22 protein-coding genes, 1 tRNA gene and 1 riboswitch are annotated in these 26,319 nt (G+C 61.0%); of the genes, 16 read left to right on the top strand and 7 right to left on the bottom strand.

Translation table 11 applies throughout. The annotated features are described in order from the left end of the window. Window positions 1-49: 49 nt before the first annotated feature. The gene (locus GSVR_RS05085; protein WP_173201521.1) at window positions 50-574 is read right to left on the bottom strand and encodes a hemerythrin domain-containing protein; all 525 of its coding nucleotides are present in this window, start codon (window positions 572-574) and stop codon (window positions 50-52) included. A 233-nt stretch (window positions 575-807) separates the two neighbouring features. On the opposite strand from GSVR_RS05085, the gene GSVR_RS05090 reads away from it, so the two are divergent. Then, entirely contained in the window at window positions 808-1,293 is a 486-nt protein-coding gene (locus GSVR_RS05090) for a Spy/CpxP family protein refolding chaperone (protein ID WP_173201519.1), read from the top strand. A gap of 81 nt (window positions 1,294-1,374) precedes the next feature. Here GSVR_RS05090 and hcp read toward each other — a convergent pair whose 3' ends face one another. After that, the gene (gene hcp, locus GSVR_RS05095; protein ID WP_173201517.1) at window positions 1,375-3,042 is read right to left on the bottom strand and encodes a hydroxylamine reductase; all 1,668 of its coding nucleotides are present in this window, start codon (window positions 3,040-3,042) and stop codon (window positions 1,375-1,377) included. A gap of 97 nt (window positions 3,043-3,139) precedes the next feature. Next, complete coding sequence (locus GSVR_RS05100) at window positions 3,140-3,694, bottom strand: DUF4142 domain-containing protein (protein WP_173201515.1); 555 nt, start codon at window positions 3,692-3,694, stop codon at window positions 3,140-3,142. A 315-nt stretch (window positions 3,695-4,009) separates the two neighbouring features. On the opposite strand from GSVR_RS05100, the gene egtD reads away from it, so the two are divergent. After that, the gene (gene egtD / locus GSVR_RS05105) at window positions 4,010-5,065 is read left to right on the top strand and encodes an L-histidine N(alpha)-methyltransferase (RefSeq protein ID WP_239077459.1); all 1,056 of its coding nucleotides are present in this window, start codon (window positions 4,010-4,012) and stop codon (window positions 5,063-5,065) included. Beyond that, window positions 5,065-8,496, top strand: coding sequence for an IscS subfamily cysteine desulfurase (locus GSVR_RS05110; protein WP_173201513.1), 3,432 nt, complete (start codon window positions 5,065-5,067; stop codon window positions 8,494-8,496). Before egtD ends, GSVR_RS05110 begins: the two co-directional genes overlap by 1 nt. Here GSVR_RS05110 and GSVR_RS05115 read toward each other — a convergent pair. Then, window positions 8,424-8,924, bottom strand: coding sequence for a PQ-loop repeat-containing protein (locus GSVR_RS05115; protein ID WP_173201511.1), 501 nt, complete (start codon window positions 8,922-8,924; stop codon window positions 8,424-8,426). The two genes, GSVR_RS05110 and GSVR_RS05115, sit on opposite strands and share 73 nt — an antisense overlap. A gap of 161 nt (window positions 8,925-9,085) precedes the next feature. After that, window positions 9,086-9,163, top strand: a riboswitch (cyclic di-GMP riboswitch). Window positions 9,164-9,268: 105 nt separating this feature from the next. On the opposite strand from GSVR_RS05115, the gene GSVR_RS05120 reads away from it, so the two are divergent. Together GSVR_RS05120 and GSVR_RS05125 are read left to right on the top strand one after the other, a co-directional pair. Next, window positions 9,269-9,964: a PAS domain S-box protein gene (locus GSVR_RS05120; RefSeq protein WP_173201509.1), complete on the top strand. Its 696-nt coding sequence runs from the start codon at window positions 9,269-9,271 to the stop codon at window positions 9,962-9,964. 148 nt (window positions 9,965-10,112) lie between these two features. Beyond that, window positions 10,113-10,709 (top strand): hypothetical protein, encoded by a 597-nt coding sequence (locus GSVR_RS05125; RefSeq protein ID WP_173201507.1) that lies wholly within the window; start codon window positions 10,113-10,115, stop codon window positions 10,707-10,709. A 32-nt stretch (window positions 10,710-10,741) separates the two neighbouring features. On the opposite strand, the gene GSVR_RS05130 is transcribed toward GSVR_RS05125, so the two are convergent. After that, the gene (locus tag GSVR_RS05130; protein ID WP_173201505.1) at window positions 10,742-11,407 is read right to left on the bottom strand and encodes a DUF1318 domain-containing protein; all 666 of its coding nucleotides are present in this window, start codon (window positions 11,405-11,407) and stop codon (window positions 10,742-10,744) included. A gap of 101 nt (window positions 11,408-11,508) precedes the next feature. Beyond that, the gene (locus GSVR_RS05135) at window positions 11,509-15,033 is read right to left on the bottom strand and encodes an AsmA family protein (RefSeq protein ID WP_173201503.1); all 3,525 of its coding nucleotides are present in this window, start codon (window positions 15,031-15,033) and stop codon (window positions 11,509-11,511) included. A 224-nt stretch (window positions 15,034-15,257) separates the two neighbouring features. Here GSVR_RS05135 and GSVR_RS05140 point away from each other — a divergent pair. From GSVR_RS05140 to GSVR_RS05175, 8 genes are all read left to right on the top strand, one after another. Next, window positions 15,258-15,334, top strand: a tRNA-Met gene (locus GSVR_RS05140). Window positions 15,335-15,586: 252 nt separating this feature from the next. Continuing rightward, on the top strand, window positions 15,587-16,615 hold the full coding sequence (locus tag GSVR_RS05145) for an aldo/keto reductase (protein ID WP_173201501.1): 1,029 nt from the start codon (window positions 15,587-15,589) through the stop codon (window positions 16,613-16,615). Between the two features lie 78 nt (window positions 16,616-16,693). Then, window positions 16,694-17,074 carry a phosphoribosyl-AMP cyclohydrolase gene (gene hisI / locus GSVR_RS05150; RefSeq protein WP_173201499.1) on the top strand — a complete coding sequence of 127 codons (381 nt, stop codon included), beginning with the start codon at window positions 16,694-16,696 and terminating at the stop codon, window positions 17,072-17,074. Between the two features lie 154 nt (window positions 17,075-17,228). Next, the gene (gene hisG / locus GSVR_RS05155) at window positions 17,229-18,104 is read left to right on the top strand and encodes an ATP phosphoribosyltransferase (RefSeq protein WP_173201498.1); all 876 of its coding nucleotides are present in this window, start codon (window positions 17,229-17,231) and stop codon (window positions 18,102-18,104) included. Window positions 18,105-18,128: 24 nt separating this feature from the next. Beyond that, a complete protein-coding gene (locus GSVR_RS05160) occupies window positions 18,129-18,320 on the top strand; it encodes a hypothetical protein (RefSeq protein ID WP_173201496.1) in 192 nt (63 codons plus the stop codon). A 44-nt stretch (window positions 18,321-18,364) separates the two neighbouring features. Then, on the top strand, window positions 18,365-19,267 hold the full coding sequence (locus tag GSVR_RS05165; RefSeq protein ID WP_173201494.1) for an RluA family pseudouridine synthase: 903 nt from the start codon (window positions 18,365-18,367) through the stop codon (window positions 19,265-19,267). A gap of 72 nt (window positions 19,268-19,339) precedes the next feature. Further along, window positions 19,340-19,684, top strand: a complete 345-nt coding sequence (locus GSVR_RS05170) for a hypothetical protein (protein ID WP_173201492.1) — start codon at window positions 19,340-19,342, stop codon at window positions 19,682-19,684. A gap of 105 nt (window positions 19,685-19,789) precedes the next feature. Next, window positions 19,790-20,557, top strand: a complete 768-nt coding sequence (locus GSVR_RS05175) for an SDR family oxidoreductase (RefSeq protein ID WP_173201490.1) — start codon at window positions 19,790-19,792, stop codon at window positions 20,555-20,557. Window positions 20,558-21,191: 634 nt separating this feature from the next. Here the strand turns inward: GSVR_RS05175 and GSVR_RS05180 are convergent. Then, on the bottom strand, window positions 21,192-22,187 hold the full coding sequence (locus tag GSVR_RS05180) for a zinc-dependent alcohol dehydrogenase family protein (protein ID WP_173201581.1): 996 nt from the start codon (window positions 22,185-22,187) through the stop codon (window positions 21,192-21,194). Window positions 22,188-22,334: 147 nt separating this feature from the next. On the opposite strand from GSVR_RS05180, the gene GSVR_RS05185 reads away from it, so the two are divergent. The 3 genes from GSVR_RS05185 to glgC all read left to right on the top strand — a co-directional run bounded on the left by GSVR_RS05185 (window position 22,335) and on the right by glgC (window position 26,234). After that, on the top strand, window positions 22,335-23,105 hold the full coding sequence (locus GSVR_RS05185) for a YdcF family protein (protein WP_173201488.1): 771 nt from the start codon (window positions 22,335-22,337) through the stop codon (window positions 23,103-23,105). Between the two features lie 158 nt (window positions 23,106-23,263). After that, complete coding sequence (locus tag GSVR_RS05190; RefSeq protein ID WP_173201486.1) at window positions 23,264-24,934, top strand: type IV pilus twitching motility protein PilT; 1,671 nt, start codon at window positions 23,264-23,266, stop codon at window positions 24,932-24,934. Between the two features lie 46 nt (window positions 24,935-24,980). After that, the gene (gene glgC, locus GSVR_RS05195) at window positions 24,981-26,234 is read left to right on the top strand and encodes a glucose-1-phosphate adenylyltransferase (RefSeq protein WP_370552074.1); all 1,254 of its coding nucleotides are present in this window, start codon (window positions 24,981-24,983) and stop codon (window positions 26,232-26,234) included. The last annotated feature ends 85 nt before the right edge of the window (window positions 26,235-26,319 follow it).

A 26,319-nucleotide genomic window follows, 5' to 3' on the forward strand; every position in this document is an offset into this window, starting at 1 on the left:
TGATGTCGCCCCAATGACTGCCGTGGGCTGAGAAGGTGCCTCGGGGCGCTTACGTCCCGGTTCCGGGGCGCAGCCCCTCCCCTGACTGATGAAGGGGACGAGTTTTGCGCTGTTCGTCCTCGATCTGGTCCTTAATGTGGTTCAGTTCCGTTGGCGACAGCTGCCTCCGGGCCCGGGGGAAGATCAACTGCTCTTCCTTGTGCACGTGCTGGTTCACGGCGTACTCGAGGTCCGAGAAAAGCGCCTGCCAGGCCACCGATCCCTGTACCGTTTCCTGATCCACTTCAGCCAGCTGCTGCATAAGCTCTCTGATCGTGTCGTGCTCTGCCAGGGCGGAATGAACCAATTCCATCAAGCCGCTGAAACGCCGCAGGCGCAGGTAGAAGTAGCGCTCCTCGCTGTCGGCATGGATGGTGAAAGCCATCTCGAGCCGGCGGAGCAGTTCGGTCTTCTCCTCCGGGGATGCGGACTTCATCTGATCCAGCACCGTGCTCATCCCCCTGTGGTCGTGTCTCAGGGAGTCGAACAGGCCGACTCCCTTGTGTGTATGCTCCATGTTCGTGTTCGCCGTCATTCAGGTCTCCTTTGATCGGCACTCACCCCCGGCCGGAGAGGCCGTTTCTCCAAGCTTAACCAAGAACTCACCCTTTGCAAGCGCCCCGGGGCGGGGGACAGTCTCCGGGGCAACTCCTCCGGTTCGCGCGTGAACCGATCCTGAACCTTCGACATGATTGACATCGGGATGTTCCAATTTAAGCTTTTATACAGAGCGGGTTAACGCACGTCGAACGATCGGGAGGAATCATAATGAAAACCATACTTGCAGTTTTGTTTGCCCTGGTGCTTGCGCTGCCGGCTTTCGCACAGATGCACGGCTCCCCCGGTAAGGAACATGCGCCGGGGCAGGGGCACATGGAACAGGTCGGTCCCATGGACGGCATGGGAGGAGACATGATGGAGATGTGCCTGGAGCATGCCGATGACCTGGGGCTCAATCCCGAGCAGGTCAGGAAAATCAATGCCATTCATCGTGAGATGAAGAAAAAGCAGATCCGTTTCAAGGCGGATTGGAAGCTGGCTGAAATGGATCTGAAGGAAATCCTGGAGGTCCGGGATTTCGACATGAAGCGGGCCATGGCCGCTGTCCAGAAAATTTCGGATCTGAAGACCAGTCATCGCCTCGATATGCTCAAATCGGTGAAAGACCTCCGGCTCACCCTGACCGATGAGCAGTTTCAGGAGATGAGGAAAATGATGATGGCGCACGGCGGTTGCCGGGGATGCGGCAGGTAACCGATAAAGGATCTACCGGAACGTACAAGGGCTGCGCACCAAAATGCGCAGCCCTTGACGTTTCGGGATATTCCCGCCCGCCTATCCTGCGGCAGTTGCCCCCAAAGCCTGGCTCAGATCCTGGCCAGGGCTCGTAATCGGACCCAGATTGTAATTCTGCACGAGGAAATCCAGCACCCCCGGCGAGACATAGGCCGGCAGGGTGGGGCCCAGTTTGATGTTCCTGATACCAAGGTGCAGGAGCGTCAGCAGGATCACGTGCGCCTTCTGCTCATACCAGGAAAGGATCATGGACAGCGGCAGGTCGTTTACCCCGCAATTGAAGGCATTGGCCAGGGCCAAGGCAATGCGGACCGCCGAATAGGCGTCATTGCACTGCCCGACGTCGAGCAGCCGCGGAATGCCCCCGATGTCTCCGAATTCCAGCCGGTTGAAGCGGTTCTTGCCGCAGGCCAGAGTCAGGATCATGCAGTCCTTGGGCACTTGCTGGGCCAGGTCGGTGAAGTAATTCCTGCCCGGTTTGGCGCCGTCGCATCCGCCGATCAGGAAGAAGTGCCGGATGGCTCCGCTCTTGACCGCTTCAACCACCTGAGGAGCCACGGCAGTGACCGCCTCGTGGCCGAAGCCTACCATAATTTCCTGCCCCTGTTTCTCCGGCAGGTCAGGCAGTTGCAGCGCCTTTTCTATCAGGGGAGAGAAGTCGTAGCCCTCCAGGTGCGGGATGCCCGGCCAGGAGGTTTCCCCCCAGGTGAAGAGACGGTCGGTGTAGGATGGATCCGGACGCTGAATGCAGTTGGTGTTGAAGATGATCGCGCCGGAGAAATCGGGCAGTTCGCGGGTCTGATTCTGCCAGGCCCCGCCGAAATTGCCGGCGAAGTGGGGATATTTCCGCAGTCCGGGATAGCCGTTGGCCGGCAGCATTTCCCCATGGGTATAGACATTGATCCCCTTGCCCTCGCTCTGTTTGAGGATCTCCTCCAGCATCGGCAGGTCGTGTCCCGACACCACAATTCCCTTGCCCTTCCTGGTCCCGAGGCTGACCTTCATCGGCTGCGGAGGGGAGTAGCGCTCGGCGTGGCCGTCGTAGAGCAGCTCCATTGTCCGAAGATTGACCTTGCCGCACTCCAGGGACAGGGCCACGAAATCCTGCAGCGTCCGGGAGGGATCGGCAGTGGCGGCCAGGGCACGGTGAATGAAGGCATATATTTCATCATCCTCTTTTTCCATCTCCATGGCATGCCAGGCAAAGGCGCCCATCCCCATCAAGCCGTAGATAAGGATTTCGATGGTGGAAAGTGTATCGGCATCCTGATGCCAGGTCCTGACGCCGCAGCTTTTTCCCTGCGCTACGAGTCCCGGAATGTCGCCGGCCGGGACCCAGTTCTGGGGTGCGGCGGCATATCCCGGCGCAGATTGCGCGGATGCCTGGCGCTGCGCTTTTGCGAGCATGTCGCGGGCCTGCTCCTTTACCTGGTAACAGCGCTTCAGACGCCGGACAATGTCTTCGACGTCAAAGTTGACGTTGGTGACCCGGGTAAAGAGGCCGTCCAGCATGAAGCGGTCGATCCCGCGGTCTTTTGCCCCCAGCTCGCGCGCCTGGTGGGCATAGACGGCAATCCCCTGGAGACCATGTATCATCAGGTCCAGCAGGGCTGACACCTGCGGGTCCTTCCCGCAGACCCCTATTGTCTCGCATCCCTTGCCTTGGGCAGCCTGCTCGCACTGCCTGCAAAACATCGCCTGTTCCATGATCCGCTCCTTCATCTCTTGAAGATGGTTCCACCTGTGCAAAAGGTCGCCCAACGTGCGGAGGACGACCTTCCTGTTGTTTGCCGGTCAGAATGTTCTACATGCCTTTGCCGCCGGCTTTGCCTGTCTCGGCCCCCACCTTGGCGGCAGTGTCCCTGGCCAGTTGCAGATGCTGTTCGAGCACGGGCAGGGTCTTCCCGGCCCAGGCCTTCAGATCGGGATCCTTGACCTTCTGGGTGGCATCCTTGAAATCCTTGACGTCCTTGACATGGTCCTTGACCATCATTTTCATGTACTGCTTGTCGAAATCGGCACCCGAGAGCTTCTGCAGTTTGTCCAGCATCGACTTGTGCTTGGATTCCAGCCTGCTCGGCAGGTCTATCTGCTTCTGCTGGGCAAGCTGTTTCAATTCATCATTGGCCTTGCCATGATCCGTGACCATCTTTGAGCCGAAATCCTTGACCTGCTGCGATTGTGCCTTGGTCTGGGCGATCTCGCCGAGCTGAACCTCCAGCATGCCTCCGCTGGCCGCTTCCTTGATGAACTTCTTGTCCGCCGCTGCCATGTCCCCGCCGGCCGCAAAGCCGAGAGACGCGATGCTGCCGAATACAAGCATACCGATTATCACCAGAATCCAGTTCCGTGTGTGCATACAGTCTCCTCCGGGCCGGCGCAAGCCGGCGTCTGTCGTGTCGTGGTGTATGCCTTCTGATTAAAAAAGTAACTCGCAAACCGGCCTTGTCAAACCGTTTGACGGCTCACCCCGATGCCGGGGAGGCGGATGGCGGGGACGTCAGGATGAACACCGTGAGGGAGTTTCCCCGAAGGCGCTGCTCCGGCTTCGTCTCCCTCCGATGGCAGAATCGGCCAGGGGAGGGATCGACGGCAGCGGTTGGTGCGATAGACTTGTTACTCATATCGTTACGACCGTCGCCATGCCGGGCAAGACCGGAGGAAAGGAGTGCCTGTGGACGCACGCTCTGCCCAGACCACCACCATCTGCATGAGTTTTCGTGAAGCGGCCCTGGGGGTTGGTGCAACCATTCTGAGAGGAGCAGCCCCTACCGATCCTGTGCTCGATTTCGCATTGTCTACCGCTGCCGGATTCGCTTCCAGTCCGCGCCGCCTGGAATGTCGTTTTCTGTACGACGAACAGGGCAGCGCGCTGTTCGAGCGGATCACCGTCCAGCCGGAGTATTACCTGACCCGCACTGAAACGGAAATTCTGGCGGCTTCGGCCAAACGGATCCGGGAGATTACCGGGCCGGTGACCTTGGTGGAGCTCGGTTCGGGCTATTCGGTCAAGACCGAACACCTGCTGCGCGCCTGGTTGGCACGTGGCCGGCCGGTGCGCTACGTGCCGGTGGATGTCAGCGAAAGCGCCCTGTGGAGCGCTTGCCGCACCATTTCAGTCACCCATCCGGACGTCCAGGTAATCGGTGTCAATACCGAATATCCCGGTGCATTTCCGCTTTTCAGGGAGCTTTTCCCGGTGCTGGTCATGTTTCTGGGCAGCACGATCGGAAACTTCACCCCCCTGGAGAACACCGCGTTCCTGGAAGGCCTCTCCGCGGCACTGTCGCCGGGCGATTTTTTCCTGGTCGGACTTGACCTGGTCAAGGAGGCGCCGATAATCGAGGCCGCCTATAACGATGCAGCCGGAGTCACCGGAGAATTCACCCGCAATCTCTTCGCCAGGATGAACCGGGAACTGGGCAGTGGCATCGATCTCTCAGCGGTGCAGCATGACGCCCGCTACAACCCTGATAAGGAGCAGGTGGAAATCAAGGCGCTGTTCACGAGTCCGCAGGCCATTCGCATCAGGCAGCTGGAAGAAACCTTCCGGGTCAGCCGGGGGGAAACGGTGCGCACCGAAATCAGCCGTAAATTCCGCATCGACCGCTTTGTCCCCCAGTTGGAGGCATTCGGCTTTGCCACGGAAGACGTGTTCATCGACGATCAGGGCTGGTTCGCGCTGGTGCTGGCGCGACGGGTGCCGCTCAGGGCCGGAGGTACCGCTTGATGCCGGCTCCGATCCCCGAAGTGCGCCACGGGATGTGCGGTATATGTCCTGCCGGCTGTTTCGTCACCGTTACCCTCGAAAATGGCCATCTGGTACAGGTGGAGCCGCAGCAGGACCACCCTCTGGGGATGATCTGCCGCATCGGCCGCACATCGCCGCAGCTGGTCCATGACCCGGACCGGCTGCTCTATCCGCTGCGGCGTAAAGGACCCAAGGGGAACTACGATTTCGAACGGATCACCTGGGACCGGGCCTTTGAGATCATTGCAGAACGACTGGAAGGGATCAAAAAAGCACACGGCCCGGAGGCAGTGGCCATCTATACCGGCCGGGGGGGCTTCGACATGGCCCTGTGCGACCTGTTCCAGCCTGCCGGTGTGGCCGTTTCTTCGGCCTCCAGTGTCCTGTTCCCCTTCGGTTCCCCCAATACGCTGGGGGTAGGGGCGTTGTGCTATGTCTCCTTTGCCATGATCGCGCCCCATGTAACCATGGGGGAGATGCTGATCACCATGGAGACCGACCTGGAACAGGCCGGGCTGATCGTCCTGTGGGGGGCCAACCCGGCCACCGACTCTCCGCCGCTGGCTCATCGGCAGATCCTGCAGGCGCGCCGGCGGGGAGCCCAGGTAGTGGCGATCGATCCGCGCCGGGCCGAAACGGCCCGCGAGTCGGGGGCGGAGTGGATTCCGCTGCGCCCCGGCACTGACGGAGCCCTGGCCCTGGGCATGATCAACGTGCTGATCGAGGAGGAACTCTATGACGAGCAATTCGTACGCTCCTGGACCACAGGCTTCGAGGAGCTGCGGCAGTACGTGCAGCACTACCGACCCGAGGCGGTGCAGCAGATTACCGGCGTGCCACAGGAAGCGGTGCGGGACCTGGCCCGGCGGATCGCTTCCGCGCGCGGGGCCTGCCCGGTCATGTATACCGGCCTGGAATATTCGGACAGCGGCGTGCAGGCCATCCGCGCTGTCTTTACCCTGTGGGCCCTGGCAGGGCAGCTGGACGTGCCGGGAGGGCTCCTGTTCCGGATGAAGCAGAACGTCTTTCCCCAGAACCGCAGCGGACTGATCCCCAACCCGGACGTCAAAAAGGCGCTCGGGCGGGACCGCTTCCCGGTCTACAGCGCCTATCGCGGTGAATCGCATGCCATCGCGCTGCCCGACGCCGTGCTCCACGGCCGGCCCTATCCGATCCGCGCCCTGACTGTGCTGGGAGGATCGATCATCACTGCCTGGCCGGAACCGGAGCTGTGGCGCAGAACCTTTGCAGCCCTCGACTTCATGGTGACCATCAACCGCTATCACACCGCCGACTCGGCCTATGCCGACATCGTGCTGCCCGCCGCTACCGGCTACGAAACCACCTCCTACATGCGCTTCGGCCCACTCTTCAAGATCCGGGAGCAACTGGTGGCGCCCCAGGGAGAAGCGCGCAACGACTTCCTGATTCTGGCGGAACTGGCCCGGCGTCTGGGATACGGGCACCTCTACCCCCAGAGCGAAGAGGAGCTGCTGCGTTTTGCCCTGGAGGGCAGCGGCTTCACCTTGGAACAGGTGCGCGCATCCGGCGGAGAGGCGCGGGTCCCGACGGTGATGATGCAATATAAGAAATGGGAAAAGGGGCTTTTGAGGCCGGATAGCAAGGCGGGGTTCGATACCCCCAGCGGCCGCTTCGAGATCGCCTCGTCGCTCCTGGCAGAGCACGGTTACGACCCTTTGCCGGTCTATACCGAGCCGGCCGAAGGACCACTGGCAAATCCGGAGCTGGCCCGCCGCTATCCGCTGGTGTTCAATTCCGGCGCCCGGACCATGTACGATTTTCGCAGCCAGCATCATGGCCTGGCCGAGCTGGCCCAGGGGCATCCGGGCCCGACACTGACCATCAACAGCGCCGACGCAGCGGCGCGCGGCATAGCCGATGGGGACATGGTCTGGGTGAAGACGGCTCGGGGCAGGGCGCTTTTTACGGCGCGGCCGACCGGGGAGATCGTCCAGGGGGCGGTGGATGCAGCCATGGGAGGAGGCGGCCCGCTCGGTTCGGCCGAGTGGCAGGGATGCAATGTGAACGATCTGACCGACTTGGCCCGCTTCGATCCTATTTCGGGGTTTCCGATCTACAAGACCCTGCTGTGCCAGGTAGAAAAAGGGGAGGTGCAGGATTCCGCAAGCCCTGCAGCGGAGCGCGGGCAGAAGACATCAACCGGCAGGTGCGGCGATGAGGGCTGGTCCGTGTCATCCGAAATCGTGGCTGCGGTCGAGCCGGCGCGCCAGGTCTACCTGGACCACAATGCCACCACACCGGTGGCAACGGAGGTGCTGGAGGCGATGCTGCCGTTTCTGGGGGAGGCCTGCGGAAACCCCTCCAGCATCCATGGCACCGGCAACAGGGCCCGCACTGCTCTGGAAGGGGCGCGCAGGATGGTGGCCCAGGCCCTGAACTGCACCGCCCGCCGCGTGATCTTTACCGGCGGCGGGTCGGAGGCCGACAATCTGGCCATTCTCGGCCTGGCCCGCGCTTCGGACGGTTCCCGCCGGCACCTGATCGTCAGCAGCATCGAGCATCCGGCCGTGCTGGCCCCCTGCCGGTCGCTGGAGGCTGAGGGGTTCGAACTGACCCTGTTGCCCGTCGATCGCGAGGGGGTGGTGCAGCCGGCCAGCCTGGCCGGGGCATTGCGTCCCGAGACGCTGCTGGTGTCGGTGATGCTGGCCAACAACGAAACCGGGGCTGTGCAGCCGGTGCGCGAACTGGCCCGGCTCGCACACCAGGCAGGGGCCTTCTTCCATACCGATGCGGTGCAGGCTTTTGGCAAGCTGCCGATCGACGTCGAGGAACTGGGGGTGGATACGCTGGCAGTGTCGGCCCACAAGCTGCACGGACCGAAAGGGGTGGGAGCGCTGTACTTGCGCAAGGATCTGCCACTGGAGCCGTTGATCAGGGGAGGGGGGCAGGAGCGCGGCCTGCGGGCGGGAACCGAGAACGTTCCCGGTATCGTGGGGTTCGGCCGTGCGGTGGAGCTGGCCCTCCGCCGCCTGCATGGCGGGGAAGGAGACCGGATGGCTGCCCTGCGCGATCGGCTGGAGACGGGCATCTGCCGTTTGGTACCAGGTGCGCACAGAAACGGTCCGGCGCTGGAGCGCCTGTGCACGACACTGAACATGACCCTGCCGGAGATCCGGGGAGAATCGCTGGTGCTCTCCCTGGATCGTAAGGGGATCGCCTTTTCTTCGGGCTCGGCCTGCAAATCGGGCAATCCCGAGCCGTCCCACGCCCTGCTCGCCATGGGGCTCACCCCCGAGCAGGCGCATTGCTCGGTGCGCTTTTCCCTGGGGACCGGCACCAGCGAGGAAGAGATCGACTATGTGCTGGCTTCCTTGCAGGAGCTGCTGAGCGAAACTCGCGCCACGGTCCGTTTCGTCCCCTGCCGGTAGGCATGTTTAAAAGGTTGTTGAAAAACGGACATCTCGCCGCCGTCCTCGAAAGCCCCTTTGTGGTTTATGCCCTGCGGGGTACTACGCCTCCGCGGGGCTTCCTGCGGGTGCGACGATCTGCCCATTTTTGAACAACCTTGGAATTTCAACAGTCTGTTAATCCTTCTGAGGGTGACCAGCAGAAAAATTGTACCGGAGCCTGCCATGTTGCCCAAGCTGACCGCCGTGAACATGCCATCCTTGGTCACTACCCAGGCGTAGAGGGCGGTGATCAGCGAACCGATGCACCAGCCGCCGAAGGTGACCGGCGACAACGTCCCTCCATGGCTGTGGTCCCTCCAGGCCCTGATGATCTGCGGCAGGTAGAGCAGTGAGGCGATGATGCCGTTGACCGCGTACAGTGATTTGATGGTCAGCAGAACGTTCATGTGTTCCGATGATAAGGGCGTCCGCCTCGCATGTATGTGAGACCGGTCACAGGCACAGGGTGTGACGAAGAAAGAAACGGAACGCTGCCCTTTTATTCTTATGGAAAACGTAATTGACACTATGAAAAAGGGCAGTATATTTTAGAAAAAACGGAATCTCTCTCTGTAAAAGGCAAACTCAGGGTAACCTGGGGACGCAAAGCCACGGGTCCAGCGTGCTGGACAGCCGGGTTGTCGAAAAGAGGGCACTTTGCTTTCACGCCCTTCCAGCCTCCTGAGAAGGGCTTTTTTTGTCATGCCCGACCAGAACCGCGACCTGCAGAGAGAGGATGCTTGGGGGCATTATGAATACCACCATAATGGGTTCCGAAGATGCCGGCTCTTTGAGACGTAAGGCCGAGGAGCGGCTGCACCGGTCGGGAAAGCGCAGGGATGACCGTTATCAGGAGGAGGACCTGCAACTCCTGTTGCACGAACTCCAACTGCGGCAGATCGAACTGGAGATGCAGAGCGAGGAGGTCCGGCGTTCAAGGGCATTCGTGGATGAGATCCTGACGGAACACCTCGATTTCTACGACTCCGCCCCGGTCGGTTTTGTAACGTTGGACAGCAACTGGACCATAATCAACGCAAACGCCACTGCCTGCCGCCTGCTCGGGTTCAAACGTTTCAATCTGACTGGTTCCTGCTTTGAGGGATTTGTCACTGAAGAGACCCGCGATGAACTCTGTGAGCTGCTGAGGGTGGTGCTGCAGCCGACCGGCAGGGGGGCGGCGAATGTCCGGCTGGTTACAGGAGGGGGGGAACGGCTTCCCGTGAGGATCGAGGCTGCCATGTCGGTGTCGGGCAGGGAATGCCGCCTGGTACTGATCGATAGCCCCGTGCAGGGGCAGGAGGACCGCCGCTGGATGGCAGCGGAACTGGAACGGACTGCGGCCGAACTGGAGCGGGCCCGCGCCCTGGTCAAACATCTGCAGGAACTGGTGTCACAATGCGCCGGCGGCACCTGCGCCAGAAAACCCGGCCGCATTTCCGATTGAAGGCCGATTCTTTCCCCGTTTCCCTCTCATATGCCCCCGACTGATTGATGCGTGCAATTTCGGTGGTATAGTTGAGCGTAGTCCGGCGGTGCACATCCGTAACAGCCGGATTTCCCCCACATAGTATCGTTCCGGAGGCAAAAAGCATATGCGGATCAGACTTTTCGGCGTCGTGCTGCTGGTGGTGCTGTTCGTTTCAGGGTGTGCGAGTTATGCCCGCAATGTCGCCCTGATATACGAGCCGGTGCTTTCCGTACGTGGAGGTTCGGGCGATCTGTATATCGCCATTCCGGCCGACCAGCAGCTTTCGGCCGGAAGCGTCAAATGGGTGCTCGGCGATGTCAAGAATGACGACGGCAACAAGATCGATGAAATCTACAGCCCCCTGTCGCCTGCCCAGTTGCTGCAGAATGCCCTCAGTCAGGAGCTGAAGAGGGCGGGCTACGCCGTCATTCCGACAACCGTCCGTGCGGCAGCGCCGGTGAAAGAGGTCTTTCTGTCCCGTTCCGAAGTCACGGTTGACCAGGATGAGAGCTCCGTGGGGCTCAAGGCAACCTGCCGGATAGTGATGACGCTGGAAGTATCCAAAGGGGGGCAGCTGCTGAAAAAGGTCACCTATGAAACCCGTTACAGCGACACCAATATCAAGGACCGCGACTTGTTGGCCAAGTCCATCCTGCAGGAGACCCTTCAGGCGGTGATGCGCAAGGCGGTGCCGGAACTGATCGCGACGCTGGAGCAGTAGGCCCCCCGCTTTTCAAATCACTTCCGGTCGGATTACTTCTGGACCCACCGTCCGTTCTGAAGCTGCATCCACCACCCCGGTCTGGCCGCATCGCGCCGCGTTTCGGCATAGGTTGCGGCAGCCTTGCCCATCACCTGATCCAGCGCCCCTTTGCTTTCCTTCTGTTTTCCCAGCTTCAGGATAGCCTTGGCCATGCTGCCCACCAGCGTCTTGCGGCTCTGGTTCTCGGCAGCGATCATTCCTTCGTCCGCTGCGGAGAGTTTCGACTTGTCCCGCACCGTGACCAGCCCCTGATTGGTAAGGCCGACAGCCCCGCTGTCAAAGAGCGCCGTAAGCCGGGGCAGCCTCTGGCTCATCTCGGCATAGGCCTTGTTCACCTCGGGCATGTCGGCCATTTCGATTGCCAGCGTATCGGCCTCGCTCTCAGCGGCGGATGCCACGGAAACCAGCGAGAAGGAGCCCAGCTCCCGGAAAAGGCCGCTCTGCGGTTTGGGGGCCGGCGCCGCCTGCTCGTGCCCGGTCTGGTTCTCTCCGGCCCGTGGTTTTGCGCTCCCCTCTTTCAGGAGCATGTCGTCCAGCGACTTGTAGGCTTCCTTGGCTGCCTTCTCGGGGAAATAAACATTGACCGTGATGACCGCACACGCGGCAAACAGGCCGCATAACCACACCACCAGCCACTTCATGAGTCTTGTCTTCATTGCTACCTCCGTGGAATTTTCGTGCCCCGAAACCGCTGCGGCAACTCCCAGCTGCTGGGTCTCAGCGCTTTGCGGGACACATTTCGTCATTACCCTTTGCTTCATTCCTGCCATGTGAACCCTGTCTCCGGCGGCGTCTCGTCCGGCTTGTTCTCTCCGGCCACGGGTTGTCCCCCCATGGATGCGCGTCCGCGGGTCGCGGCCTCACCGATCGTGGTGAAGAGATGGTCCAGGGCGATCCTGTTCTGGGCAGGCGCGATTCCCACATTCAGGTCTTTCACCCCCAGCAGGTTGGTATGCAGGATATCGAGCGCATCGAATGACAGAAAGCCTTCCTTCAGGCTGGCTCTGATTTCGGCCCGGTCATACGGCCGGTCGTCGCGAAAGAAGAAGCCGCTCAGCTTTTGTCCTGACAAACGCTGAAGGAATTCCTTGCTGATCAGCATCCGTTCGTCACCCTCCTCCCGTGCCCAGAGATGGAGGAAGCCGGTCCAGGCTGCCTTGTCGCTCCCCTTGCCGCTCAGGCCGACGATGCCGTCCACCAGGCCGGAGATATAGCCGTCGATGCCGGGAAACTCCCTGCAGAGCCGTTTCAGGCTGAAGCCGTTGATCAGAAAATCGCCCCGGTAGGTCAGTCCACGATCCATTGCCAGCATGCCTCTGCCCAGGATACTTCCGCCGTAGAAAGAAGCCCCCAAAAGATCGACCCTGACCAGCCCTCCTGCAGATGAAGTGGAAAGTTCCACGTTATCCATCGCCAGGGCGCCGGCAGTGATCCTGGCGATCCGTACGCCCTGGGCCGGGGGAGTTGCACGCAGGCCCGCCAGGAGCCGGGAATAATTTTCCCGGGAAAAATCGGGATTACCGGTCGGCTTGCCGGCGGCACCTCCTGCCGGCTCCAGGGAAAAGGGCAGGGTGCCCTCCACACCGGTTACACTCACCTTTTGGGCCGGTGCTGCCAGGCGGACGCCATTCAGGTGCAGCGCTCCATTCAGCGCCGGCCGGCCGTCATGCAGCTCCAGGGTGCCGTCTGCGGCGATCCAGCCCTCTGCCTCGGCCTCCTGCAGGATGCGCGGCAGAACATTGGCAAAGGGATCGATGATGCCGGTCAGCAGAGTCCGGGGCATTGAGAAGAAAAAACGCCCCTGCCGCTGCCGGGAAAGCGGGTCTGTCAGCACTCCGCCCGCCTGCAGACGGAGCGTCTCACCGGCAGTTGCCAGCGCCCGCTCCAGTTCCAGTCGCTGCCCTTTGGTGTTGCCGGTCAGCTCGATGCCGGCATTGGCGACCACGGTCCTGCCGCCGCTCCCAGTGATGGTCAGGCCCCCTGCACCGAGAACGAACCGGCTGTCGAGCCCCTTGCCACCCGTGTAGCTGCCGCTCCAGGTCCCGTCGACGATCCCTCCGCTCGGCACGACGCCCCAGTCTTTGGGCACTAATCCAGCGATCATGGACATCTTTGCCTGTCGGAGCGTCAGGTTGAAATGGGAGCTGTCGGCCGGGGCAAAGGGCTGAAAGCCGATCTCCCCTTTGAGTTCCCCGTCCAGTAGGGTACCACCCAGCGCCGCCGTAGCGCCCGAACGGCCCAAGGTGCAGCGGATAACAGGGGCGGCCATCGGCATGCCCTGCCAGGCCACCTGTCCGGCCGTCAGATCGAGCTTCCCTTCCAGCCACGGTCCGTCGGAACCGGCCAGGAAGGCCCCTGCAAGCGTTCCGTTCAGCCCTTCCAGCGCCAGCGCACCATGGGTGGCCCTGCCGCCGGTCAGTTCGATGGTCAGAGGGTAGCGCACGGCCCCCCCCTCCGGTTGCGGCGCCGGAAGTCGGGCGGCCAGGCGGGCGATAGCGAGTGTCGTCTCGTCGGCCCGGAATCTGCCATTGGACAGGACCAGCGAGCCGTCTGCATAGCGGTAGGCAAAGTCTGCCTCCCCCTGCCGGCCGCCCAGAATCAGGCCGGCCATTCGCATGTTGCCGTCTACCGCCAGGTGTCCGCTATCCCGGGTCAGGTCGGCATCGGCCGTGCCGGTCGTGACGGTGAAACGTTGGCTGCCGCGTTCTCCCTGCACGGCTTCCAGCTGTACCCGCATCCGACCATGGAGATCCCGAAGATCAGCGCCGGCGGCCTGTAGCGATGCTCTGGCCGTTCCGGCAGCGAATCGTAGGCCCGATCGCTCCAGCAACGGATTGAGGGTTGCCACCGCCGTGGGCGGCATCGACAGCGCTACGCCGAAACGTTCCCGTGTCGCTGTGTCGAATGCCAACCGGCCGCGGACGGGGGCGCCTGCCAACCGTGCCGACAGGTTGTCGCTCCCCGCGGCCAGCGGCTGCAGTCGACGGGACAGCCTGACGGAAACGGGCGCCTCCAGTGCCTCCAGCAGCGCCGTACCCTGGCGGTCAGACACGCTCAGTCCCCCTTGGGCGAGAAAACCGTCCCCATCGTTCGAGACCCGGAGCGTGACGGTCAAGCTGTCGACAAGGTTGCGTCTGTCGTGTGACAGTCCGCCGTTGCGCAGCAGCAGGCTGCCCTGAAGAGAGGTGAGCCCTTGGCTATTCCCTGCGATCCTCAGCTCGGTTGTGGAGAGCTTTCCGCTGAGATCCAGTCGTTGGCGCCGGAACAGGGGCATCACCTGCGCCAGCGCTGCGAGATCGGCTTGCTCCAACGCCACGGCCGCGCTGAATTCGCGTTCGGTGCGGAGACGCTGTACGGTTCCCCGTGCCCTGAGCTGCAGAAACCGGTCGATCTGCAGGGAGAGGTCTTCCAGCCGCAATCTGTCGGTATGGAGATCATAGCTGCCCGACAGGTCCAGTCTGCCGGTCAGCGGCGCTGTCTGCCGGTCCCCGGTCATGGTGATCTTTCTGAACGCCAGGGATCCGCCGATGTTCAGGAGTCCCTGGCGTAGCCCCGCTTTCAGCCGGAGTTCCCCTTTTCCGTCGGCCACAGCCGAGAATCCCTTCAGTCCCAGCAACTGCGTCACCCCTGCGACCGAGAGGGGGGAGGAGGACAGGTTCAAGTCAAAAGCCGGCTCTTTTCCGCCACGGACCGTGCCGGTCAGCCTGTAACGGCCGTGGTCATGGTCCTCGAAGCCGAGTTCGATCCCGGAACTGCCGGAGCCCTTGCTGGACAGGTTACGAAGCTGCAGCCCGATACTGCTGGCGCCTTGCCCCTCAACCATGAGTGAGCCGTCGCTGATCGTGAGCTGGCGGATGAACAGCTCGTGGCCGCCTGCGGTCTTCGTGCCTGTCAGCGCCCGTTGCAGCTGAGCGAAATTCCAGGTGCCGGCACTGTCTTTGCGCAGATCCAGCCGGATCCCTTCCAGCGCGATCGTCCGGAAATCCGGCTTCCCGAGCAGCAGCGCACTCCATTCAGGCGCTATGGTGATCGAACGGGCAGACACCAGATTGCCGGCCGGGAATCCGGATGGATTGGCCAGCGCCACCCCACGAAGAATGATGGCCCCCGCTGTCGGCTCCACACCCGCAACGGTGACCTGCTGGTTCAGCCGATCAGTCAGCAGTCCGGACAACCATCTGGCCGCCAGGGGAGTGGCCAGGAAGAATTTCAGGCAGAAGAACAGTACGGCACAGGTGACCAGAATGGCAACCGTGCTTTTCAGCAGGAGCCTGCGGAGCACGTGCTTTCCGCTATTCGGATTGTTGCTGCTCAAGTCCCCAAAACCTCCGTGGGGAACTGTAACCCGAATCTCCGGCTTTGACAATATTCGGTCTGAATCCGTTTTTAGCTTGACACTGATGGTGAGATGGTTTATCTGTCTAAATCTTCTTTTGGAGATTGACCCGAGCGAATCACCCCCTCTTTGGTCGCCAAAAGAGGCACATTCAAAGATTTATCCGATTTGGCAGTGTAGCTCAGCTGGTTAGAGCAAGCGACTCATATTCGCTAGGTCCGGGGTTCGAATCCCTGCACTGCCACCACTCATAAAAAAAGCCCTCCAAGCCATTCGCGCCTGGAGGGCTTTTTCGTTGATGGGTAAGTACCATTGTTGCCGGGGCTACCGTACTGTTTTGTTTCTGAAATGGCTTGCTCCCTTTCAGTGAAACCCATCATGCGCGCATGACTTTTCAATTTTGCATCCTTCCCCTTCCCATCCACATGATGTATATCCTGGGTACGCATAGCCGTAGACCTCTGGCGCACATACACATAACACAAACAGGAGACGTCCCATGAGATACGTGACCCTCGGCAGAACCGGCCTGGCCGTTTCGGAAGTCGGATTCGGCTGCATCCCCATTATCCGTTTGTCCACAGATGATGCCGTAGCGGTGCTCCGGCACGCCTTTGACCGCGGGATCACCTTCTTCGATACGGCCAACGCCTATCGTGACAGCGAAGAGAAGATCGGAGCCGCCTTTGCCGGCATGCGCGACAAGGTGGTCCTTGCCACAAAAACGCTGCTGCGCGGGGCGGAAGGGGCGACGATGCATCTGGAAAACAGTCTGCGGATGTTGCGGACTGACCACCTCGACCTGTATCAGCTCCACCAGATCGCCCAGGAGAAAGACTGGCAGGAGGTGATGGGACCCTCGGGCGCGCTCGAAGCGGTCATGAAGGCCAAGGCGGAGGGCAAGGTCCGGCACGTGGGTGTGACGTCCCATAATCTGCAGATGGCGCTTACCTTGGTGAACAGCGGTCTGTTCGATACGATACAATTCCCCTTCAACCTCATCGAAGAGGGGGCCAAGGATGAACTGATCGGTGCGGCCCGGGACAGGGGCATGGGCTTTATCGTCATGAAGCCCTTCGGGGGCGGGGCGATCGACAATGCGGCCGTGGCCTTCAAATACCTGCGGGAGCACCCCGATGCGATCCCGATTCCCGGTTTTGAATCCATTGCGCAGGTGGACGAGGTGCTTTCCTTTTACGCCCGGCCCAATGTGGTCACCGGACAGGACCGGGAGGCCATGGAGCAGTATCGCGGCATGCTGGGCAAGAGCTTCTGTCGCCGTTGCGAGTATTGCCAACCCTGCCCCCGGGGGGTCATGATCACGCCGGCCATGGGGTATCCGATCGTGGCATCACGGATGTCGCCGGCCGTTGCCGTGCAATTCTCCCAAAAACCAATGGAAAGCGTACCGCTTTGCAACGAATGCGGCGCCTGCGTCGAACGCTGCCCCTACGAATTGCAGATCCCCGAAATGCTCAAGGCCAACCGTGCGCTCTACGAAAAACACCTGAGGGAGGCGCAGGCCTGAAGCCCGCACAGGCCTTGCTTTTTGGGGTTCTACCCCCTATACTTTCTCCTTCATAACCTTTCCGGCAAGGAGACCACGGTGATCGAAATCGATTTCGAAAAAATGGGGGGGCTGATTCCGGCGGTGATCCAGGATCATGCCAGCGGCGAAGTGCTGATGGTGGCTTTCATGGACAAAAAGACCCTGGACCTGACGCTGAAGGACGGCAAGACCTGGTTCTTCAGCCGCAGCCGCAACAAGTACTGGATGAAGGGTGAGGAGTCCGGCAATACCCAGGATGTGGTCGAGGTGCTGACCGACTGCGACGCCGACACCGTGGTGATCAAGGTCAAGCAGAACGGTCCGGCCGCCTGCCATACCGGCAACCGCAGCTGCTTCTACGTCAGGTGGGAGGATGGCCAGTGGGTGGAGCACAGCAACCCGCTCTTCGATCCGGACCAGGTCTACAAAAAGTCATAATCTTATCACGGAGGACACGGAGGGAAAAAAGGAGGAAATCGATCACCGGATAAGTGGTCGAGATGCAAAAAACTCCTGATGTGATTAAAAATTTGATTTTCTCCGCGTACCTCCGTGTCCTCTGTGTTCAAGCTTCTCAGAAAGGGCCTATTCCATGAGCAATGTATTGAACTTCGGTATTCCCAAAGGCAGCTTGGAAAACGCCACCGTCGAGCTGTTCAGGAAAGCCGGCTGGCAGGTCAGCATCTCCTCTCGCAGCTATTTCCCCGGCATCGACGACGCAGAGATGAACTGCAAGCTGATCCGGCCGCAGGAGATGGGCAAGTACGTCGAGCGCGCCACCATCGATGCCGGCATCGCCGGGCGCGACTGGGTACGCGAGAACGAGTCCGATGTGGTCGAAGTCTGCGAGATGGTCTATTCCAAGGTCTCGCGCCGTCCGGCCCGCTGGGTGCTGGTGGTTGCTGCGGACTCGCCGGTCAAGGGGCCGGAGGATCTGCGCGGGGCCACCATCTCCACCGAACTGGTCGGTTTCACCAAGCGCTACTTTGCCGAGCGGGGCATTCCGGTCACCGTGGAGTTCTCCTGGGGGGCCACCGAGGCCAAGGTGGTGGACGGCCTGTGCGACGCCATCGTCGAGGTAACCGAGACCGGCTCTACCATCAAGGCCAACGGTCTGCGGATCGTGTGCGACCTGATGGAGTCGGTGCCGGTGCTGATCGCCAACCGCGCCTCGTGGGAAGATCCCTGGAAGCGGGCCAAGATCGATCAGATCGCCACGCTGCTCAAGGCTTCACTGCAGGCCGAGGGCATGGTCGGCCTCAAGATGAACGCACCCTCCGACCGGGTCGAGGCGATCACCCGGGTGCTGCCCAGCCTGAACAACCCGACCGTGTCGCACCTGTACAATTCGGACTGGCTTTCCATCGAGAGCGTGCTGTCGGAGAAGGATGTCCGCCGGATCGTGCCCGATCTGATCAAGCTGGGTGCGCAGGGGATCATCGAATACCCCCTGAACAAAATCATTTAAAAGATCCAAGCAAAGGAGTCTGTCATGACCTGTACGCGAACCGGGGACAACTGCCGCTGCACCTACGAAGGCTGCAAATCGCGCGGCAACTGCTGCCAGTGCGTCGCCTATCACCGCGAGCGGGGCGAGGCCACTGGCTGCATGTTCACGCCGGCCGGCGAGAAGACCTACGACCGCTCGCTGAAAAACCTGATGCGCGACCGCGGGATCTCCTAGGGCTGTCCGCAGCGCCAGACCGTCCCGAGGGGCACTCAAATATCATGCTGACGTTTACCATTACCCCCCACGATCATTGCCGCCGGCTGGAAAGCCTCCTGCGCACCCTGATGCCGCAGGCCACGGCAGGCTATACCCGCAAACTGATCAGAAGCGGCGCCGCAAAGCTCAATGGTGCCGCCGGAGTCCCGGATATCTTTCTGTCCGCGGGCGACTGCGTCACCCTTAAGGAAAGCGCCGCCACAATCGCGCTTTTAAGCGAATGCCGTCCGGCGCTGGATATCCTGTACGAGGATGAGCGGATCGCGGTGGTCAACAAGCCCCCCGGCCTGCCGATGCACCGGACCGCCGAGCAGGAGCCCAACCTGGTGGAACTCGGCATGGTCTACATGGCGCAACGCAACACCCCGTGCAAGCTCTACCCGGTCAACAGGATCGACCGGGGCACGTCGGGGGTCGTCATCCTGGCCAAAAGTTCCTCTTCGGCCGGCATGTACGGCCGGCAGGTCAAGGAAATCGGACTGGACAAGCTCTATCTGGCGCTGGCAGCCGGGGAACCGGATGAAAGCGGGATGATCGCGATCCCTCTGGACGGCAAGGATTCGGAAACCCGCTACCGGGTTCTGGTGCGGGGAAAACGTTGCGCTCTGCTGGCGGTCACGCCTCTCAGCGGCCGCATGCACCAGATCAGGCGGCACCTTGAGAGTATCGGCGTTCCGGTGATGGGGGACAAGCGTTATGGCGGGGGAAAACTGGAGGATTACGACGGCTTTGCCCTGCACTCGTTTCGCACCATCATCGTGGGGCCGGAGGCGGGCGCCCAGGCTGTCTGTGCGCCGCTGCCGGCCGGATTGCTCGAACTCTGCGCCCGTTGTACCGGGGTGACTGAAGAGGGAATCGTGGCCGCCATAACGGCAGGACTGCCCGAAAACGGCAAGCCCCTCTAGTGTTTCCTGTTGATTCGCGGCCGGGTTTCGGCTACAAAAGGCCGTTATCATTATTTCATTGGAGGGATGGACATGAAGAATATCATTACCTTGACCGCCGCAACTCTCGTCAGTGCAGCCTTTGCTGCCGGCGCCCTGGCAGCGGATCCGCTGCAGAAGGTTGACAGCGCTCTCGACAAATCCGCCGCAGCCGTCGACAAAGCCTCCAAAAAGGAAGCGGACCTGAAGGCCAAGGCCGCCAAAAAAGAGGCCGATGCAAAAGGCAAGGCTGCCGAGACGAAAGAGAAGGCCAAGGCTACGACGAAAAAGGCCGAAGGCAAGGTTGCCGATGCCAAGCAGAAGAAGGAGGCTGCCGTAAAGGATGCCAAGGACCTCAAGGAAGCCGTTAAAAAAGATGCTCAGGACCTGAAAAAATAACCAGTGCCTGCACGTGCCCTTCCCGGAAGAGCCGCACCCTGGTGTGGCTCTTCTTGTTTCGTGGCGGCAGCGGAGCAGGACATTCCGACCAGCAGGAGGTCACACATGAATGAACAAACTATCTTCATCACCGGTGCATCGGCAGGATTCGGTGCGGCCTGCGCCCGCAGCTTTGCACGGCAGGGCAACCGCCTGATCCTGACCGCGCGCCGCATCGAGCCGCTGCTGGCGCTGCAGCAGGAACTGGCCGGCCGGGCCGAAATTCACATCATCCCGCTGGATGTGCGCGACCGCGAGGGCGTTCAAGGAGCAGTGGCAGGACTGCCGGAGCGTTTCCGGGAGGTGGATGTGCTGCTGAACAACGCCGGCCTGGCACTGGGGCTGGAAGGGGCCCAGGAGGCGCATCTGGACGACTGGGAAACCATGGTGGACACCAACATCAAGGGGCTGATGTACTGCACCCATGCCATTCTGCCCGGCATGGTGGCCCGCAATCGCGGGCACATCGTCAACATCGGTTCCACGGCCGGTGCCTGGCCCTATCCCGGGGGCAACGTCTACGGCGGCACCAAGGCTTTTGTGACCCAGTTTTCGCGCAACCTGCGCTGTGACCTGCTCGGCACCCGGGTGCGGGTGACCTGCATCCAGCCCGGCATGGCTGAGACCGACTTTTCCAAGGTGCGTTTCAAGGGGGATGAGGACCAGGCGGCCCGGGTGTACCAGGGCACAGAACCGCTGACTGCCGAGGATATCGCGGAAACGGTTGCGTGGGTGGTGAACCGGCCTGCCCATGTCAACATCAATACCTTGGAGCTGATGTCGATCGACCAGACCTGGGGACCGTTGGCAGTGCACCGGTCTGCCAAGGGGTAATGTGTTTCCATGCTTCACGGATTCAGGTGTGGAGAAGTGGAAACCTGAATCCGTGAAGCCTTCCAGCCTCCACTCGCTACCCATGCCTCTGCTCTTGCATTCCCGCATGTGAAGCATTTCATCGTAGATGAGGCGGCGCTGCCGGCATGAAACAGAGCCGGCGACGATCGAGCCCCGGCATGATGCTCACTCCGGTTTCCGTGCTTCACTTATTTAGGTGTGGATAAGTGGAAACCTGAAACCGTAAAGCCTTCCAGCCTCCACTCGCTACCCATGCCTCTGCTCTTGCATTTCCAATATGAGAAGCATTTCTTCGTAGGTGAGGCGGCGCTGCCGGCATAAAACAGAGCCGGCGACGATCGAGCCCCGGCATGACGCTCGCTCCGGCTTCCATGCTTCACTTATTTAGGTGTGGATAAGTGGAAGCCTGAATCCGTAAAGCCTTCCAGCCTCCATTCGCTACCCATGCCTCTGCTCTTGCATTTCCGATATGAGAAGTATTTCTTCGTAGGTGAAGCGGCGCTGTCGGTATTAACGGTGACAGCGACGATCGAGCCCGGCATGACGCTCACTCCTGCTTCCATGCTTTACGGATTCAGGCGTGATGATGTGTGCTGGGTTTTGTTTGCGCTGATCAGGCCTGCTCCTGCGGCACCAGCACCCCGGCACCCCTGATTCGGCCGCTCCGCAGGGCGTCCAGCGCCTGGTTGGCCTGCTCCAAGCTGAATACCTCCACTTCGGTGCGGATCGGTATCTGCGGGGCCAGTTGCAGGAATTCCTCGCCGTCGCGGCGGGTCAGGTTGCAGACCGATACTATGCTGCGCTCCTCCCACAGCAGTTCGTAGGGGAACGAGGGGATCGCGCTCATATGGATGCCGCCGCAGACCACCCCCCCTCCGGGACCGACCGCCTTGAGCGCTGCCGGCACCAGTTCCCCGGCCGGGGCGAAGATGATGGCCGCATCCAGCTCCACCGGCGGCCGTTCGAGGGCGTCTCCCGCCCAGCAGGCACCCATGTCCCGCGCAAAGGACTGACCCGCCTCATCCCCGGCCCGGGTGAAGGCGTACACTTCACGCCCTTGCCAGCATGCCACCTGGGTCACGATGTGCGCCGCGGCGCCGAAGCCGTAGATCCCCAACCGTTTGCCAGGCCCTGCCATACGCAGCGAACGGTAGCCGATCAGACCGGCGCACAGGAGCGGCGCAGCCTGGGTGGCCAGGTATCCCTCCGGAATGGTGAAACAGAAACGGGCATCGGCAGTGCAGTACTCGGCAAAGCCGCCGTCCTTCCGGTAGCCGGTGAACAGCGCATCCCGACAGAGATTCTCCCGTCCCGAGAGGCAGTAAGCGCACTCTCCGCAGGTCCCCCCCAGCCAGGGCACCCCAACTAGGTCCCCCGGTTCGAAGCCGGTAACCTCCGGTCCGCAGACCTCCACCTCCCCCACGATCTGGTGCCCCGGCACCAGCGGCAGCTTCGGCGCTGTCAGTTCGCCATCCACCACGTGCAGGTCGGTCCGGCAGATGCCGCAGGCCTGCACCTTCAGGAGCAGTTCTCCGGCCGCAGGCTTCGGGATCGCCAGCCTTTCGAGTTTCAGTGGCTGCCCGGCCCGCTCCAGCACCATCGCGTGCATCTGACTTTCATGGATCATGAGGTTTGGCTCCCGTGTGCTGCATTTACCTCTAAGAATACTGCCCCGATGCCGAATTTCAAATCCCGCCTCCTGAACCGCCGGTAGTTTTTCTGGACAGAAATCCGGGGCTTTGCTAGATGAATAGGCATGATACTCCTCATCAAGAAAATATTCGCCAGCTTTCTGCTGCCCCCCGGTTGCCTGATCCTGCTGCTGTTCGGCTGCGCCCTGGTTCACATCAGGCGCCGCGCGATTGGAACTGCCTGGTGGTTTCTCCTGCCGGCGCTGCTGTTGTGGATCCTGTCGACCACGTATGTGTCAACGGCGCTGCATGCCTCCCTGGAGCGTGGTTTTGGCATCCCTGCCCATCCCAGCGGAGATGTGATCGTGCTTTTGGGGGGAGGTGTGTACGACCGGGTAGCGGACCTGAGCGGCAGCGGCGCCCCCACCGAGCATATGCTAGCCCGGCTGGTTACGGCGGTGAGGCTGCAGCGCAGGCTGGGATTGCCGGTGCTGATCAGCGGCGGCGCGGTCTTTGCCGGCCGGACAGCCGAAGCGCCGGTGGCCAGGCGCTTTATGATCGATATGGGGGTGCCTCCTGACAGGATCCTGATCGAGGATAAAAGTCGCGACACCATCGAAAATGCGCTTTTCAGCAAAAAGGTGCTGGCGCGCGAGGGATTGAAGAAGCCGATCCTGGTCACCTCGGCCTTTCATATGCGCCGTTCGGTGGAGGCCTTTCGCAGGGCCGGCTTGGAGGTGACAGCGGTGCCATCATCATTGCGTACCGCCCCGGACCGCGCCATGGTGTGGGCCGACTGGCTCCCCGATAGCAGCAATCTGGAGGCGACCTCGGCCGCGCTGCGGGAATACCTGGGGCTGATCTATTACCGGCTGGCCGGAAAACGGGCGGCATGAGGCATCCTTCGGGTACTCCGGCTCCCGGAAGGAAAGAGGCCACCCGTGCAACAATCGCATTGACTGCATCGCGTTCCCGGTGATATGTTCGTCCTCTAACTTGTCAGATTTACAACATTTTCTTCGCAGTTGCCATCTTGTTACATCGGAGAGCGGATATGCAGACCAAGGTTGACGAAATCATCGGTCATTTCAACAAAATGCTGGTCGCCCATGTCGTCAAGGGGGTGACCGAGTTCCTGCTCAACTCCGATGAAAGTCTCAAGGTAAAACTGGATGGTAACCTGATCGAAAACGGCAAGGTGGTGATAACCAGGCCGCTGCTCGAAACCATCCTCAGAAAGATCATCGCGAACAACCAGAACAAAAGCATCGAGCAGGTGGAAAAAAAGGACTTCATGCTGGTATCGGGGGGTACACTCGAGTATGACGTGTACCTCGATACGCCCGAGGGGCAGCGCCTGAGGAGCTTCCGGTGCATTCCCATTGTCGCCGGAGACGACAGAATAGCGCTCACGCTGGAACTGGAACCCGAAATTGCCATCGGCTATCCGCAGGTGTTCAAGGTTGCGGAAATCGGGAGTGAGGAGCAGCTGGAGGCTTGGTACGACGATTTCACCACCAGGGTCCTGGCCATGGACAATCCCCGGCCCAAGGACATACTGCTGCAACCGAACAAGCTGAACCCGCACCTGATCGTCACCGGTGGGCTGAGGCCGATCACGGACGTGGAGTTCGCCACCGGCGTCACCGACCGGATCGCCCGTCTGCTGGTGAGGCTGTCGGACAATCCCGCGGTCATCGAGCAATTGGCCGGCAACAACGACCGCTTCGACAATCTCGATCTTGATATCGCCTACCGCACCAAGGCCGGCCGAAGGTTCAGGGTGAACATCGCCGATGTCTTCGACACTGAGGCGGAACATGGCTGCCTGATCACCATGAGGCTGCTGCCGGAAAGGCCTTTTACGGTCGAGGTGCTGAAGCTTCCGCGGATACTTTCCGATACGATCTTCAACCTCAAGATGGGGCTCGTGATCATCTCGGGCACCACCGGCAGCGGCAAATCGACCACCATGGGGGCCTTGATCGACCTGCTGCTCAAAAGCAAGAGCGTTAACCTGCTGACCATCGAGAATCCGATCGAGACCATCTTCCCCTCCATGCAGTATCCGAAATCCACGGTGAGCCAACGGGAGGTGGGCAAGCACACCCTCAGCCAGTCCAAGGCGATGCAGAGCGCGGTGCGCCAGACGCTGAACGTGGCCATGGTCGGCGAGATACGCAATGATCACGATGCCATGATGGCCATCGAACTGGCCCAGAGCGGGCATCTCATATTCGCCACACTGCATGCCGGCACCACCGGCGAATCGGTGGAGCGGATCGTGGAGATGTTCCCGGCGGAACATGCCAAAAAGGTCAGGGACCTGCTGTCAACCCATTACAAGATGGGTATCGCGCAAACCCTGGTCAAAGGGGTGCAGGGGCAGACCGAACTGGCCATGGAGATCTTCATTACCAATCCCGATGTCAAGGCACTGATCGCCAGGACCCAGAAGGCCGACCGCCAGTTCAGCATGCGCGAGATCATCGAGATGTACGCCGAGACCGGCTGCATGTCCTATGACCAGTGCCTGGTCAAGCTCTTCAATGAGGGTAAGATCAACGAGGACATCATGATGTTCAACTCCCCGGACAAGGACGCCCTGATCTACCGGCAGGGCAAGCTGGGGGTCAAGCTGAGCGCCAAGTGGGACCCGGTCGGAAGCACGCTCGACCAGGCCTTCGACGATTTTTCGGGGCTGGGCGCATCGGAGAAGATCTGACCTTCGCCGGAACATCGCTTCATTCCTGCTTTTGTTGCCATCTTATATCACCAAGGAGAACCGAATGCGCTTGATCAGCAATGGTACCAGGAAAACACTGGCAATGGTGCTGGCAGGGGGCAAAGGAGAACGTCTCAGCCCGCTGACCCTGACCAGGCCGAAACCGGGGGTTTCCTTCGGCGGCAAGTACAAGATCATCGATTTCGTGCTCAGCAACCTGTTCAATTCCGGCATCAAGCAGATCTACATCCTGACGCAGTACCGGGCCTATTCGCTGATGAAGCACATCCGCGAGTCTTGGGCCAAGTGGACCGGTCTGGGGGAGTTCATCGTGGCGATTTCCCCCGAGACCAGGAGCGAGAGCGAGGAGTGGTTCAAGGGGACCGCTGACGCCATCTACCAGTACCTGCGCTTCATCGAGAATTCCGACGCCGACTACGTGGCCATCTTCGGCGGCGATCACATCTACAAGATGGATGTCGGCCAGATGATCGAGTACCATTGCGAAAACGAAGCGGATATAACCATCGCGGCCCTGGAGGTGCCGGCCGAGGAGGCGCGGCGCTTCGGGGTCTTTTCGGTGGATGACCGGTCCCGGGTGACCGGGTTCAAGGAGAAACCGTCCGTACCGGTCAAGATTCCCGGCCGCGAGACCTGCTTCGCCTCCATGGGCAATTACATCTTTTCCACCAAGCGGCTGATCGAAGTGCTGCAGGAGGGCAAGAAGCGGCATGCCGACCTGGACTTCGGCAAGCATGTGATACCGATGATGCTTGCCCACGGCGACCGCGTGTTCGCCTACAACTTCAACGACAACGCGGTGCCGGACATGAAGCCCGAGGAGCGGGGCTACTGGAAGGATGTGGGCACGATCGACTCCTACTTCGAGGCAAACATGGATCTGATCCGTGTCGACCCGCAGCTCAACCTGTACAACTACAAATGGCCGATCCTGACCAACCAGGGCAACCTGCCGCCCGCCAAGACCGTCTTCGACAGCGACGGCCGTCGCGGCCAGAACCTGGATTCCTACGTCTGTGCCGGCTGCATCACCAGCGGCGGCACCGTGCGGCGCTCGATCATCGGGCCGCGCGGCAAGATCCACAGCTACAGCCTGGTGGAGGATTCGATCCTGTTCGAGAACGTCAGTGTCGGCCGGCACGCCAGGATCAGGCGGGCGATCATCGATAAGAACATCAGCATCCCCCCCCACACGGTAATCGGTTACGACCATGCGCAGGATCGCCGCAACGGCCATACCGTCACCGAATCGGGCATCGTGGTGGTATCGAAAATATGAACGCGCTCCATGCCCCGGGCGGCTGCGCATATTGCTTTCTCACCACCGTCAGTCATCTGTCGCTGATCCTGTTTACTTTTCCGGT

It is taken from the genome of Geobacter sp. SVR (assembly GCF_016865365.1).
GTDB lineage: Bacteria > Desulfobacterota > Desulfuromonadia > Geobacterales > Pseudopelobacteraceae > Pelotalea.